Source organism: Pseudomonas sp. I3-I5 (genome assembly GCF_022699445.1).
GTDB classification, from domain to species: Bacteria; Pseudomonadota; Gammaproteobacteria; order Pseudomonadales; family Pseudomonadaceae; genus Aquipseudomonas; species Aquipseudomonas fulva.
Map to the genome: position 1 here is coordinate 4,163,694 of NZ_CP093940.1, position 13,807 is coordinate 4,177,500.

Here is a 13,807-nt window from a genome sequence, read left to right on the forward strand (position 1 = left end):
CCTCCTGGCGGAGCAGGGAGCGGGCACTGCCTGCCCCACTCCCCTTCACGTCACGTGTTATTCGGTTTCCAGATCGATATCGATACCGAGCGAACGGATCTCTTTGATCAACACGTTGAAGGACTCGGGCATGCCCGGCTCCATACGGTGATCGCCATCCACGATGTTCTTGTACATCTTGGTACGGCCGTTCACGTCGTCCGACTTCACTGTGAGCATTTCTTGCAGGGTGTATGCCGCGCCGTATGCTTCCAGCGCCCACACTTCCATCTCCCCGAAACGCTGACCACCGAACTGCGCCTTACCACCCAGCGGCTGCTGGGTAACCAGGCTGTAAGAACCAGTGGAACGCGCGTGCATCTTGTCGTCCACCAAGTGGTTCAGCTTCAGCATGTACATGTAACCAACGGTCACAGGACGCTCGAACTTGTTGCCGGTACGGCCATCGAACAGCACCATCTGGCCGCTCTCAGGCAGATCAGCCAGCTTCAGCATGGCCTTGATCTCGCTCTCTTTCGCACCGTCGAATACTGGCGTTGCCATTGGCACGCCTTTCTTCAGGTTGTGAGCCAGGGCGAGAATTTCTTCATCGCTGAACTCGTCGAGGCTTTCCTGACGACCACCGATCTCGTTGTAGACCTCGGTCAGGAACACGCGCAGCTCTGCGGCCTTGCGCTGTTCTTCGATCATGCGATCGATCTTTTCACCCAGACCCTTGGCCGCGAGGCCCAGGTGGGTTTCCAGAATCTGACCCACGTTCATACGCGAAGGTACACCCAGCGGGTTCAGTACGACATCGACCGGTGTGCCATTGGCGTCATGCGGCATGTCTTCGACCGGCATGATCACCGAGACGACACCTTTGTTACCGTGACGACCGGCCATCTTGTCACCCGGCTGGATGCGACGGCGGATTGCCAGGTAAACCTTGACGATTTTCAGAACGCCTGGTGCCAGGTCATCGCCCTGTTGCAGCTTGCGCTTCTTGTCTTCGAACTTGTCGTCCAGCAGTCGGCGACGGTCGACGATGTACTGCTGAGCTTTTTCCAGCTGCTCGTTCAGTGCATCCTCGGCCATGCGCAGTTTGAACCACTGACCGTGCTCCAGACCGGCGAGGACTTCATCAGTGATGACAGTGCCTTTTTTGAGGCCTGCACCACCGTCGACCACCTGACCATCCAGCGCAGAGCGCAGACGCTCGAAGGTCGCGCCTTCGACGATGCGGAATTCCTCGTTGAGGTCCTTGCGGATCTCGTCGAGCTGCATCTTCTCGATGGCCAGCGCACGGCTGTCACGCTCGACGCCATCACGGGTGAAGACCTGAACGTCGATGACAGTACCCTTGGTGCCGGTAGGCACGCGCAGGGAAGTGTCTTTAACGTCGCTGGCTTTTTCGCCGAAGATCGCGCGCAGCAGTTTTTCTTCAGGGGTGAGCTGGGTTTCGCCTTTTGGCGTTACCTTGCCGACCAGGATGTCACCAGCGCCAACTTCGGCACCTACATAAACGATACCGGCTTCGTCCAGCTTGTTCAGTGCAGCCTCACCCACGTTCGGGATGTCTGCAGTGATCTCTTCTGGGCCAAGCTTGGTGTCACGGGCCACACAGGTCAGTTCCTGGATGTGGATCGTGGTGAAGCGATCTTCCTGAACCACACGCTCGGAAAGGCAGATGGAGTCTTCGAAGTTGAAGCCGTTCCACGCCATGAACGCGATGCGCATGTTCTGACCCAGCGCCAGCTCACCCATGTCGGTGGACGGGCCATCGGCCATGATATCGCCGCGCTGCACCTTGTCACCTTTGCTCACCAGCGGACGCTGGTTGATGCAGGTGTTCTGGTTCGAACGGGTGTACTTGGTCAGGTTGTAGATATCTACACCTGCCTCGCCGGTTTCCACTTCGTCATCCGCTACACGGACCACGATACGGCTGGCGTCGACCGAGTCGATCACGCCACCGCGGCGGGCAACTACGCAGACACCGGAGTCACGGGCAACGTTGCGCTCCATGCCGGTACCTACCAGCGGCTTGTCGGCACGCAGGGTCGGTACAGCCTGACGCTGCATGTTCGAGCCCATCAATGCACGGTTGGCGTCGTCGTGCTCGAGGAATGGAATCAGCGACGCGGCGACCGAGACTACCTGCTTGGGCGAAACGTCCATCAGGGTGACGTCTTCCGGCGCCTTGACGGTGAATTCGTTCAGGTGACGCACAGCGACCAGCTCATCGATCAGCTGCTTCTTGTCGTTCATCGCGGCCGAAGCCTGGGCGATCACGTGATCGGCCTCTTCGATGGCGGACAGGAATACGATGTCGTCGCTGACAACGCCTTCCTTCACCACACGGTACGGGCTTTCCAGGAAGCCGTACTGGTTGGTGCGAGCATACGCAGCCAGGGAGTTGATCAGACCGATGTTCGGACCTTCAGGGGTTTCGATCGGGCACACGCGGCCGTAGTGGGTCGGGTGTACGTCACGAACCTCGAAGCCAGCACGCTCACGGGTCAGACCGCCAGGGCCGAGTGCGGAAACACGGCGCTTGTGGGTGATCTCGGAGAGCGGGTTGTTCTGGTCCATGAACTGCGAAAGCTGGCTAGAACCGAAGAACTCTTTCACCGCCGCCGCAACCGGCTTGGCGTTGATCAGGTCCTGAGGCATCAGGCCTTCGCTTTCAGCCATCGACAGACGTTCCTTGACCGCACGCTCTACACGCACCAGGCCTACACGGAACTGGTTCTCGGCCATTTCGCCGACGCAACGTACGCGACGGTTACCCAGGTGGTCGATGTCGTCGACGATGCCTTTGCCGTTACGGATATCGACCAGGGTCTTCAGAACCTCGACGATATCTTCCTTGCTCAGCACGCCCGAACCTTCGATTTCGGTGCGACCGATACGACGGTTGAACTTCATACGGCCGACGGCGGACAGGTCGTAACGCTCGGCACTGAAGAACAGGTTGTTGAACAGGGTCTCGGCAGCATCCTTGGTCGGCGGCTCACCTGGACGCATCATGCGGTAGATTTCGACCAGCGCTTCCAGTTGGTTGCTGGTGGTGTCGATCTTCAAGGTATCGGAGATGAACGGACCGCAATCGATGTCGTTGGTGTACAGGGTCTCGATACGGACTACCTGTGCCTTGGCGACTTTGACCAGCAGTTCGGTCGTCAGCTCGGTGTTGCACTCGGCAATGATCTCGCCGGTTGCAGGGTGCACGATGGCCTTGGCAGTCGTACGGCCCAGGACGTATTCCATCGGCACGTCGAGCTGTTTGACACCGGCTTTTTCGAGCTGATTGATATGGCGCGCGGTGATGCGGCGGCCTTGCTCGACGATGACCTTGCCGTTTTCGTCATGGATGTCCATGACCGCGACTTCACCACGCAGACGCTGTGGCACCAGTTCCAGGCTGAGGTTCTCGCCGGAAACATGGAACACGTTGGTGGTGTAGAAGGTGTTCAGCACTTCTTCAGTGCTGTAGCCCAGCGCGCGCAGCAGGACGGAAGCCGGCAGTTTGCGGCGACGGTCGATACGCACGAATACGCAGTCCTTCGGGTCGAACTCGAAGTCCAACCAGGAACCGCGGTAAGGAATGATGCGAGCGGAGTACAGCAGCTTGCCCGAGCTGTGAGTCTTGCCACGGTCGTGGTCGAAGAACACACCCGGCGAGCGGTGCAGCTGGGAAACGATCACACGCTCGGTACCGTTGATTACGAAGGTACCGTTCTCAGTCATCAGGGGAATTTCACCCATGTAGACTTCTTGCTCTTTGATGTCCTTGATCGCTTTGTTCGACGATTCCTTGTCGAAGATGATCAGGCGCACCTTGACCCGCAGTGGGACCGCGAAGGTCACGCCACGCAGGACACATTCCTTCACATCGAAGGCGGGTTCGCCCAGGCGATAGCCTACGTACTCCAAGGCAGCATTGCCGGAGTAGCTGATGATCGGGAATACCGATTTGAAGGCCGCATGCAGACCGACGTCGCGGAACTGATCCTTGGATGCTCCCGCTTGCAGGAATTCGCGATACGAATCCAGCTGGATGGCCAGGAGGTAAGGCACATCCATCACGTCCGGCAACTTGCTAAAGTCCTTGCGGATACGTTTTTTCTCAGTGTATGAGTAAGCCATCAGCGTTCCCCAGCTTGGTCACCTGCTTGTTTGGCTTCTCCCGGCGGGAGCAGCCAGAAAATCGTGCAAACCCTTGGTTTGCGCCACCCACATGGGTGTCTTGCAGCTTGTTATCGGGGCCGGCCTGACCGACCGCCAATAACGGAAAAAGGCCGGTGGCATAAGCCACCAGCCATCAGCCCTTTGCTCAACGCTCGGACTGGCGTCGCAAGGTCGAGATTACTTCAGCTCGACTTTAGCGCCTGCTTCTTCCAGCTTCTTCTTAGCGTCTTCAGCGGCTTCTTTCGAAACGCCTTCAGCTACAACCTGAGGAGCGCCATCGACTTTCTCTTTGGCTTCTTTCAGGCCCAGACCGGTCAGTTCGCGAACGGCCTTGATCACGTTCACTTTCTTGTCGCCAGCTTCAACCAGAACAACGTTGAACTCGGTCTGCTCTTCAACAACGGCAGCAGCAGCAGCTGGGCCAGCAGCGGCAACAGCAGCGGTAACGCCGAAGGTTTCTTCCATAGCTTTGATCAGCTCAACAACTTCCAGAACGGTTTTCTGGCCGATTGCTTCGATGATTTGCTCGTTAGTCAGGGACATGACTTAAATCCTGTATTGGGGTGACAGCCTACGCAGCCATCAAATTAAACGAATGATTTTGAAAGAGTTTCGCTTGCCTTAGGCAGCGGTAGCTTCTTTCTGGTCGCGAATGGCTGCCAGAGTACGAGCCAGCTTGCTGGTAGCGCCTTGGATCACGCTCATCAGTTTTGCAATAGCTTCGTCGCGGGTCGGCAGGGTAGCCAACACGTCGATCTGGTTCGCTGCAATGAAATTGCCGTCAAACGCAGCTGCCTTGATCTCGAACTTGTCCTGACCCTTGGCGAACTCTTTGAACAGACGAGCAGCAGCGCCCGGGTGTTCGTTGGAGAAAGCAATCAGGGTCGGGCCTTTGAACGCATCGTTGAGGATCGAAAATTCGGTGCCTTCAACAGCGCGCTTGAGCAGGGTGTTACGTACGACACGCACGTATACGCCAGCTTCGCGGGCCTCTTTACGGAGTCCGGTCATTGCGCTTACAGTCACACCACGGGCATCGGCCACGACAGCGGACAGAGCGACTTTGGCAGCCTCGTTGACTTCAGCGACGATGGCCTTCTTGTCTTCGAGTTTAATTGCCACGGGTTTACTCCTGGTTTTTACCGTTTCATCTGGCCGAAGCCGGATGTCGTTTTGGTGTCTGATTCGGTAACGAATCGGGAGCACCATCTGCGTGGGCTGGTGTTTTAAGGCTTGCGCCGCCTACGGTCTTGGATAGCCCCCGCCAGGCAGGGACCCCAATTTTTGCTGGTGGCGTGACAGGTCACACCACCATGTTCTTACACGTCCAGCGAGCTCTGATCGATGACCAGACCTGGGCCCATAGTGGTGCTCAGGGTAACGCGCTTGACGTAGATACCTTTCGAAGAAGCTGGCTTGATACGCTTGAGGTCAGCGATCAGTGCTTCAACGTTTTCCTTCAGCTTGCCGGCTTCGAAGCCGATTTTGCCAACGGAAGTGTGAATGATACCGTTCTTGTCGGTACGGTAGCGAACCTGACCAGCCTTGGCGTTTTTCACGGCAGTGGCTACGTCTGGAGTTACGGTACCAACCTTCGGGTTAGGCATCAGGCCACGTGGGCCCAGAACCTGACCCAGCTGACCTACGACACGCATGGCATCAGGCGATGCGATGACGACGTCATAGTTCAGGTCGCCGCCTTTCATTTCAGCAGCCAGATCGTCCATACCTACGCGGTCAGCGCCGGCAGCCAGAGCGGCTTCAGCAGCTGGACCCTGGGTGAAGACAGCAACACGTACAGTCTTGCCAGTGCCGTGTGGCAGCACGGTAGCGCTACGAACGACCTGGTCGGATTTACGTGGGTCTACACCGAGGTTTACCGCGATGTCGTAAGACTCGACGAACTTGGCGGCTGGCAGGGAAGCCAGCAGAGTTGCCGCTTCTTCGAAGTTGTAGGCCTTGCCTGCTTCGATTTTTTCGGCGATTGCCTTTTGGCGCTTGGTCAGCTTAGCCATTACACACCCTCCACGTTCAAGCCCATGCTGCGGGCAGAGCCAGCGATGGTGCGTACAGCTGCGTCCAGGTCAGCGGAAGTCAGGTCGGCTTGTTTAGCCTTGGCGATTTCTTCCAGCTGAGCGCGGGTAACGGTACCGACTTTAACGGTGTTCGGGCGAGCCGAACCACTGGTCAGGCCAGCAGCTTTCTTCAGCAGAACCGAGGCAGGGGTGCTCTTGGTCTCGAAGGTGAAGCTACGGTCGCTGTATACAGTGATGATCACTGGAGTCGGCAGGCCGGCTTCTTGACCCTGGGTACGGGCGTTGAAGGCCTTGCAGAATTCCATGATGTTCACACCATGTTGGCCCAGCGCTGGACCAACGGGTGGGCTTGGGTTGGCCTGGCCGGCCTTAACTTGCAGCTTGATGTAAGCCTGAATCTTCTTAGCCATGAGCTACTCCAATATCGGGTACGAACGCCTATTGGCTCCCCGGATGACTTGCGTTTTATCCCAGTGACGACAAAACCCCGCAGCACACAGGGCTGCGGGGTATGGGATGCTTCGTCCGCCTAGACCTTTTCGACCTGGCTGAACTCGAGCTCCACAGGCGTAGAGCGACCGAAAATAAGCACTGCAACCTGCAGGCGGCTCTTTTCGTAGTTAACCTCTTCGACACTACCATTGAAGTCTGCGAACGGACCGTCAATGACTCGAACCACTTCACCTGGCTCGAACAGCGTCTTAGGCTTCGGCTTGTCACTGCCGTCGGCAACGCGACGCAGGATTGCCTCAGCTTCTTTATCAGTGATGGGTGCGGGCTTGTCTGCCGTACCACCGATAAAGCCCATCACGCGCGGGGTATCCTTGACCAAGTGCCAAGTCCCTTCGTTCATTTCCATCTGGACCAACACGTAGCCCGGGAAGAACTTGCGTTCACTCTTGCGCTTCTGGCCGTTACGCATTTCAACGACTTCTTCGGTCGGAACCAGGATCTCGCCGAAACCGTCTTCCATGCCAGCCAGCTTGACGCGCTCGATCAGGGAGCGCATCACATGCTTCTCGTAACCCGAGTAAGCATGCACAACATACCAACGCTTAGCCACGGGGCACCTTTAGCCTACGATCAAGGAGACCGCCCAGCCGAGCAGGGAATCGAGCCCCCACAACAGCAGAGCCATAACCAGCACGACAGCCACAACAATCAGCGTGGTCTGGGTGGTTTCTTGGCGGGTCGGCCATACGACTTTACGAATCTCGGTACGCGCTTCCTTGGCCAGCGTAAAGAACGACTTACCCTTCGCGGTCTGCAAGGCAACGAAGCCTGCAACAGCAGCCAGAGCAAGAAGTGCGAGTACGCGGTACAGAATTGGAGCAGCGGAGTAATACTGATTACCCACTACACCAACAACCACCAAAGCCACTACAGCCAGCCACTTGAACAGATCAAAACGCGATTCTTGGGCTTCAGATTTGGGGGTCATCGAGGAGGATCCTGTAAGAAGAAAGCCATCACACCGAGGTGAAATGGCAGGTCAGGAGGGAATCGAACCCCCAACCTACGGTTTTGGAGACCGTCGCTCTGCCAATTGAGCTACTGACCTGTAACGCTGTATCAGGCCGGCTATTATACCGGCCCAATCAAGTAAATCAACTACTTATTCAATAATTTTCGCTACGACGCCGGCGCCGACGGTACGACCGCCTTCACGGATAGCGAAGCGCAGACCGTCTTCCATTGCGATGGTCTTGATCAGGGTAACAGTCATCTGAATGTTGTCACCTGGCATTACCATTTCAACGCCTTCCGGCAGTTCGCAGTTACCGGTCACGTCAGTGGTACGGAAGTAGAACTGAGGACGGTAGCCTTTGAAGAACGGAGTGTGACGACCGCCTTCTTCTTTCGACAGAACGTAGACTTCTGCGGTGAACTTGGTGTGCGGCTTGACCGAACCTGGCTTGACCAGAACCTGGCCACGCTCAACGTCGTCACGCTTGGTACCACGCAGCAGAACGCCGCAGTTCTCGCCAGCACGGCCTTCGTCCAGCAGCTTGCGGAACATCTCAACACCGGTGCAGGTGGTGGTGGTGGTGTCACGCAGACCAACGATTTCCAGCGGATCCTGAACGCGGACGATACCACGCTCGATACGACCGGTCACAACGGTACCACGACCCGAGATCGAGAATACGTCTTCGATCGGCATCAGGAAAGGCTGGTCGATGGCACGAACTGGCTCAGGGATGTAGGAATCCAGAGTTTCTACCAGCTTCTTAACAGCGGTAGTGCCCATTTCGTTGTCGTCTTTGCCTTCCAGCGCCATACGAGCCGAACCGATGATGATCGGGGTGTCGTCGCCTGGGAAGTCGTAGGTGGACAGCAGGTCGCGAACTTCCATCTCGACCAGTTCCAGCAGCTCAGCGTCGTCTACCAGGTCAGCCTTGTTCAGGAAGACCACGATGTACGGAACGCCAACCTGACGGGACAGCAGGATGTGCTCACGGGTTTGTGGCATCGGACCATCGGCGGCCGAGCAAACCAGGATCGCGCCGTCCATCTGGGCAGCACCGGTGATCATGTTCTTCACGTAGTCAGCGTGACCTGGGCAGTCAACGTGAGCGTAGTGACGAATGGTCGAGTTGTACTCAACGTGAGCGGTGTTGATGGTGATACCGCGCGCTTTTTCTTCCGGAGCCGAGTCGATCTTGTCGAACTCAACGACTGCCGAACCGAATACTTCGGAGCAGACGCGAGTCAGAGCTGCGGTCAGAGTGGTCTTACCGTGGTCAACGTGGCCGATAGTGCCGACGTTAACGTGGGGAAGGGAACGATCAAACTTTTCCTTAGCCATCGATACAATCCTCCGCAGAAGAAATAGTCTTGCGCTGATAAAACAAAGGCAGATATTTTCATATCTGCCTTGTTTATATGGAGCTCTTGAGCGGACTTGAACCGCTGACCTCACCCTTACCAAGGGTGTGCTCTACCAACTGAGCTACAAGAGCGAAACACATTGTGCAATAACCAGCAAACTTGGAGCGGGTAGCGGGAATCGAACCCGCATCATCAGCTTGGAAGGCTGAGGTTCTACCACTAAACTATACCCGCGAGGCTTGCGGCTCTCGCTAAAACTGGTGGAGGGAGAAGGATTCGAACCTTCGAAGCTCTCGCAACGGATTTACAGTCCGTCCCCTTTGGCCGCTCGGGAATCCCTCCAGATGTGGCCGGCATTTTATTCATCTGCCGTCCTAGTGTCAAGCGCTTTTTCAAATTTTTTCAATCAAATCTGAAACTTAGCTACTGTGACACTGCTTGCAACTCAACCACCTGAGTGGTGTTCCCTGCGAAGCGGGCGCCATTCTATCAAGCTATTCACCAGTTGCAATACCCTGGCAGAAAATAATTTGATGTTTTAAGTCTTTGAAATCATTGGAAAGCGCGTCGAGGGTCGCTGGGTCCAACAAACGCTCACTTGCAGGCTCTACTTTCAGCCAACGCCCTTGGGCACCTGCGACCTGCCCTCGGACCTGGGCCGTGGCGATGTCCAGGCTGGTCAGCCGCTGACGAAGCGACTCAAGCGTATCGGGCGTCATTGCGCCTCCGACTATGAGGCACTCCTCGCGACGTCGCTCAGGTGCCGCCACGCCTGCTTCCCGCAATAGGCGAATGTCCTGCTGACTGCCTTTATAAAGCGAAAGCGGCGTTACATCCTTGACCTTGAGCGGCGCCTCCTGTTGATTCCAGACGTAGTACACACCGTTGAGGATCAGCAGCAACAAGAACAACCAGCGCATAGGCACCTCAATTCAGTGGGCAGGCCATGGCCAAGCCTACAAAGACCAAGTCAGGCACCACGCGCGCGTCAGGCAACGAGTCCTTGACTAGCGGGGCGTCCCCTCCCGTCAGGAAAACAGTAAAATCCTCACCCCATATTTCACGCGCCTGCTCAAGTTGTGTGCGTACGAAGCCTTGCAGCATCAGCACGCAGCCTCGCTCGACCGCCTCCACCGTCGAGCGACCCGGGGTCAAGCTGACCAATGCACGCTCGGCGGATGCATCGTCATAGCGAATACGGCGCGTGTGCGTGCGCAGTTGGCTACGCATCAGCGGCATGCCTGGACAGATATAGCCGCCTAGATGCTCGCCGTTTGCGGCGACGAAGTCTGCTTTGGCCGCAGTGCCCAGGTCAATGACGAGGCAAGCGCCCTTGGCCAGGTGAAATGCGCCCAGTGTTGCCAGCCAACGATCCATCCCGAGGCGCTGATAATCCGCATAGCCGTTGCGCACGCCCGCCATCTCCGGCGCTGACTGTGCGACTTGAGCCTGGACGGCAAATACCTGGGCAATCAGGGTCGTCAAGGCATCGGTTTCTTCCTCACTGCGCACGCTGACGATACGACAAGCCGTAATCTGAACGCCTGCCAGCACTCTGATCTGGTCCATGAGTGTCTGGTCGGAATCCACGATCCCGCCACCCACAATCATTGCATCGTGAAGATGAATTACCCGCCATTTGATGAAGCTGTTACCGCAATCGAGCTCAAGAATCATCACTCAACCTCAAACTAAGCTCGCCGCCGCTGAAGACTTTCTCCACGCCATCCACGCGCATGCGCAAACCGCCCTGCCCGTCCACGCCCGCGACCACTCCTTGTACCTGGGTGGCTCCGGCAATGAGCGTTACATTGCGCCCCTGCCAGAGGTGCGCTTGCTCCCACTCTTCCTGAAAAGCCGCAAACCCATAACGGCGGTGACGCCCCAGCTCATGCTCCAAGTGGTGGCTCAGCACCGCCACTAAATGGTTGCGGTCTACAGACGCTCCTAATTCTCGACGCATGGAGGTCCATCGTTGATCCACCTGCGTATTGGCCTGCATATTCACGTTTATGCCAATTCCCAGAACCACATGGCATACGTCTGCCGGATCACCGATCAGCTCAAGCAAAATGCCCGTTATCTTCTGACCATCGACCAGCACGTCGTTAGGCCACTTCACGCCTACATTCTTTACCCCAAATGTCTGCAATGTGCGCATGACCGCCAATCCCACGACAAGGCTCAGCCCCTCAAGCTGACGCATGCCACCGTCAATGCGCAGCACCAGACTGAAGTATAGGTTTTGCGCGAAAGGGCTGATCCATTGCCGACCGCGTCGCCCGCGACCGGCACTCTGCTGCTCCGCCAATACCACGAAGGGCGCCAGTTGCCCGTTAGCCGCCAGGCGCATACCTTCGGCATTGGTCGAATCGATGGACTCATGGATGAATGTGGGCCAGGGCGCCGCCTCTGCATGGCCCGCGATCGCCGCACCGTCCAGCAGCACCAACGGTGAAGCTAGCTGATAGCCACGGCCACGTACTTTGTGGATACTGAGGTTCAGCTCGCTTTCCAAGTGCTGCAGCTGCTTCCACACCGCACTGCGACTGACGCCCAGAGCCGCCCCCAGAGCTTCTCCGGAATGGAATCGGCCATCCTTGAGGAGATTCAACAACTTCAGCATGCGCGTCTCGACTTCGAATGAGGCTGGCATGATAGCCATGGGGGATTGCCTTGCATAGGACAAGGGCTTGCGATTGGGGGCAGCCGGGTGCGCTGCACGGCTCCCGCTCAGATACCAGACCGCCGGCCCTCGCGCCCTTCACAGGAGCAATGCCGGCGGGTTTGTCTGAGACGCAAAGACAAAACCCCTACCTGCATACGCAGATAGGGGTTTTGCGAAATGAATCTTGACGATGACCTACTCTCACATGGGGAAACCCCACACTACCATCGGCGATGCATCGTTTCACTACTGAGTTCGGGATGGGATCAGGTGGTTCCAATGCTCTATGGTCGTCAAGAAATTCTGTAGCCAGAATGTCCTGTTGGACAGCCCAGCAAATCCGGATATGTGATGTTTGTGATGCGTTGCGAACTTTCGGTTCATGTCATCTTCACCACCGCAATCTGCAGAAGCAAATTGCTTGGGTGTTATATGGTCAAGCCTCACGGGCAATTAGTATTGGTTAGCTCAACGCCTCACAGCGCTTACACACCCAACCTATCAACGTCGTAGTCTTCGACGGCCCTTTAGGGGATTCAAGATCCCAGTGAGATCTCATCTTGAGGCAAGTTTCCCGCTTAGATGCTTTCAGCGGTTATCTCTTCCGAACATAGCTACCCGGCAATGCCACTGGCGTGACAACCGGAACACCAGAGGTTCGTCCACTCCGGTCCTCTCGTACTAGGAGCAGCCCCTCTCAAATCTCAAACGTCCACGGCAGATAGGGACCGAACTGTCTCACGACGTTCTAAACCCAGCTCGCGTACCACTTTAAATGGCGAACAGCCATACCCTTGGGACCGGCTTCAGCCCCAGGATGTGATGAGCCGACATCGAGGTGCCAAACACCGCCGTCGATATGAACTCTTGGGCGGTATCAGCCTGTTATCCCCGGAGTACCTTTTATCCGTTGAGCGATGGCCCTTCCATACAGAACCACCGGATCACTAAGACCTACTTTCGTACCTGCTCGACGTGTGTGTCTCGCAGTCAAGCGCGCTTTTGCCTTTATACTCTACGACCGATTTCCGACCGGTCTGAGCGCACCTTCGTACTCCTCCGTTACTCTTTGGGAGGAGACCGCCCCAGTCAAACTACCCACCATACACTGTCCTCGATCCGGATAACGGACCTGAGTTAGAACCTCAAAGTTGCCAGGGTGGTATTTCAAGGATGGCTCCATGAGAACTGGCGTCCCCACTTCAAAGCCTCCCACCTATCCTACACAAGCAAATTCAAAGTCCAGTGCAAAGCTATAGTAAAGGTTCACGGGGTCTTTCCGTCTAGCCGCGGATACACTGCATCTTCACAGCGATTTCAATTTCACTGAGTCTCGGGTGGAGACAGCGCCGCCATCGTTACGCCATTCGTGCAGGTCGGAACTTACCCGACAAGGAATTTCGCTACCTTAGGACCGTTATAGTTACGGCCGCCGTTTACCGGGGCTTCGATCAAGAGCTTCGCTTGCGCTAACCCCATCAATTAACCTTCCGGCACCGGGCAGGCGTCACACCCTATACGTCCACTTTCGTGTTTGCAGAGTGCTGTGTTTTTAATAAACAGTCGCAGCGGCCTGGTATCTTCGACCAGCAAAAGCTTACGGGGCAAGCCCTTCACCTTCGCCGGCGCACCTTCTCCCGAAGTTACGGTGCCATTTTGCCTAGTTCCTTCACCCGAGTTCTCTCAAGCGCCTTGGTATTCTCTACCTAACCACCTGTGTCGGTTTGGGGTACGGTTCCCAGTTATCTGAAGCTTAGGAGCTTTTCTTGGAAGCATGGTATCAACCACTTCGTCGCCTAAAGGCAACTCGTCATCAGCTCTCGGCCTTGAAATCCCGGATTTGCCTAAGATTTCAGCCTACCACCTTAAACCTGGACAACCAACGCCAGGCTGGCCTAACCTTCTCCGTCCCTCCATCGCAATAACTGGAAGTACAGGAATATTAACCTGTTTTCCATCGACTACGCTTTTCAGCCTCGCCTTAGGGACCGACTAACCCTGCGTCGATTAACGTTGCGCAGGAAACCTTGGTCTTTCGGCGTGCGAGTTTTTCACTCGCATTGTCGTTACTCATGTCAGCATTCGCACTTCTGATACC

At 56.4% G+C, this 13,807-nt stretch carries 11 protein-coding genes, 4 tRNA genes and 2 rRNA genes (1 of these 17 running past the window's edge); all 17 read right to left on the reverse strand.

The window, feature by feature from the left end:
* Nucleotides 1-57: 57 nt before the first annotated feature.
* Nucleotides 58-4,131, reverse strand: coding sequence for a DNA-directed RNA polymerase subunit beta (rpoB, locus tag MOP87_RS18660; protein ID WP_023535525.1), 4,074 nt, complete (start codon nt 4,129-4,131; stop codon nt 58-60).
* A 219-nt stretch (nt 4,132-4,350) separates the two neighbouring features.
* Nucleotides 4,351-4,716: a 50S ribosomal protein L7/L12 gene (gene rplL, locus MOP87_RS18665; RefSeq protein WP_003255496.1), complete on the reverse strand. Its 366-nt coding sequence runs from the start codon at nt 4,714-4,716 to the stop codon at nt 4,351-4,353.
* A gap of 78 nt (nt 4,717-4,794) precedes the next feature.
* A complete protein-coding gene (rplJ, locus tag MOP87_RS18670) occupies nt 4,795-5,295 on the reverse strand; it encodes a 50S ribosomal protein L10 (RefSeq protein ID WP_016715872.1) in 501 nt (166 codons plus the stop codon).
* Between the two features lie 197 nt (nt 5,296-5,492).
* Nucleotides 5,493-6,188: a 50S ribosomal protein L1 gene (gene rplA / locus MOP87_RS18675; protein ID WP_027915749.1), complete on the reverse strand. Its 696-nt coding sequence runs from the start codon at nt 6,186-6,188 to the stop codon at nt 5,493-5,495.
* Nucleotides 6,188-6,619, reverse strand: coding sequence for a 50S ribosomal protein L11 (gene rplK, locus MOP87_RS18680; protein WP_027915748.1), 432 nt, complete (start codon nt 6,617-6,619; stop codon nt 6,188-6,190). The genes rplA and rplK overlap by 1 nt, the downstream gene beginning before the upstream one ends.
* Before the next feature lie 119 nt (nt 6,620-6,738).
* Nucleotides 6,739-7,272: a transcription termination/antitermination protein NusG gene (gene nusG / locus MOP87_RS18685; RefSeq protein WP_003255501.1), complete on the reverse strand. Its 534-nt coding sequence runs from the start codon at nt 7,270-7,272 to the stop codon at nt 6,739-6,741.
* Nucleotides 7,273-7,281: 9 nt separating this feature from the next.
* Nucleotides 7,282-7,650 (reverse strand): preprotein translocase subunit SecE, encoded by a 369-nt coding sequence (secE, locus tag MOP87_RS18690; protein WP_145281192.1) that lies wholly within the window; start codon nt 7,648-7,650, stop codon nt 7,282-7,284.
* A 44-nt stretch (nt 7,651-7,694) separates the two neighbouring features.
* Nucleotides 7,695-7,770 (reverse strand) — tRNA-Trp (locus tag MOP87_RS18695).
* A 54-nt stretch (nt 7,771-7,824) separates the two neighbouring features.
* Nucleotides 7,825-9,018: an elongation factor Tu gene (tuf, locus tag MOP87_RS18700; protein ID WP_038411791.1), complete on the reverse strand. Its 1,194-nt coding sequence runs from the start codon at nt 9,016-9,018 to the stop codon at nt 7,825-7,827.
* Between the two features lie 78 nt (nt 9,019-9,096).
* Nucleotides 9,097-9,172 (reverse strand) — tRNA-Thr (locus MOP87_RS18705).
* A gap of 29 nt (nt 9,173-9,201) precedes the next feature.
* Nucleotides 9,202-9,275: transfer RNA gene (locus MOP87_RS18710), tRNA-Gly, on the reverse strand.
* A 24-nt stretch (nt 9,276-9,299) separates the two neighbouring features.
* Nucleotides 9,300-9,383 (reverse strand) — tRNA-Tyr (locus tag MOP87_RS18715).
* Nucleotides 9,384-9,535: 152 nt separating this feature from the next.
* Nucleotides 9,536-9,961 carry a hypothetical protein gene (locus tag MOP87_RS18720; protein ID WP_027915759.1) on the reverse strand — a complete coding sequence of 142 codons (426 nt, stop codon included), beginning with the start codon at nt 9,959-9,961 and terminating at the stop codon, nt 9,536-9,538.
* A gap of 7 nt (nt 9,962-9,968) precedes the next feature.
* A complete protein-coding gene (locus tag MOP87_RS18725; RefSeq protein WP_027915760.1) occupies nt 9,969-10,718 on the reverse strand; it encodes a pantothenate kinase in 750 nt (249 codons plus the stop codon).
* Entirely contained in the window at nt 10,708-11,667 is a 960-nt protein-coding gene (birA, locus tag MOP87_RS18730; protein WP_027915761.1) for a bifunctional biotin--[acetyl-CoA-carboxylase] ligase/biotin operon repressor BirA, read from the reverse strand. Before birA ends, MOP87_RS18725 begins: the two co-directional genes overlap by 11 nt.
* 224 nt (nt 11,668-11,891) lie before the next feature.
* A 5S ribosomal RNA gene (rrf, locus tag MOP87_RS18735) occupies nt 11,892-12,007 on the reverse strand.
* A 134-nt stretch (nt 12,008-12,141) separates the two neighbouring features.
* Nucleotides 12,142-13,807: ribosomal RNA gene (locus tag MOP87_RS18740) — 23S ribosomal RNA — on the reverse strand; it runs 1,227 nt beyond the window's last position.

Excerpts from the sequence above, each read along its gene's own strand:
- rpoB (WP_023535525.1), bottom strand. The coding sequence starts at position 4,131 with ATGGCTTACTCATACACTGAGAAAAAACGTATCCGCAAGGACTTTAGC.
- rplL (WP_003255496.1), bottom strand. The coding sequence starts at position 4,716 with ATGTCCCTGACTAACGAGCAAATCATCGAAGCAATCGGCCAGAAAACC.
- rplA (WP_027915749.1), bottom strand. The coding sequence starts at position 6,188 with ATGGCTAAGCTGACCAAGCGCCAAAAGGCAATCGCCGAAAAAATCGAA.
- rplK (WP_027915748.1), bottom strand. The coding sequence starts at position 6,619 with ATGGCTAAGAAGATTCAGGCTTACATCAAGCTGCAAGTTAAGGCCGGC.
- secE (WP_145281192.1), bottom strand. The coding sequence starts at position 7,650 with ATGACCCCCAAATCTGAAGCCCAAGAATCGCGTTTTGATCTGTTCAAG.
- tuf (WP_038411791.1), bottom strand. The coding sequence starts at position 9,018 with ATGGCTAAGGAAAAGTTTGATCGTTCCCTTCCCCACGTTAACGTCGGC.
- MOP87_RS18720 (WP_027915759.1), bottom strand. The coding sequence starts at position 9,961 with ATGCGCTGGTTGTTCTTGTTGCTGCTGATCCTCAACGGTGTGTACTAC.
- MOP87_RS18725 (WP_027915760.1), bottom strand. The coding sequence starts at position 10,718 with ATGATTCTTGAGCTCGATTGCGGTAACAGCTTCATCAAATGGCGGGTA.
- birA (WP_027915761.1), bottom strand. The coding sequence starts at position 11,667 with ATGCTGAAGTTGTTGAATCTCCTCAAGGATGGCCGATTCCATTCCGGA.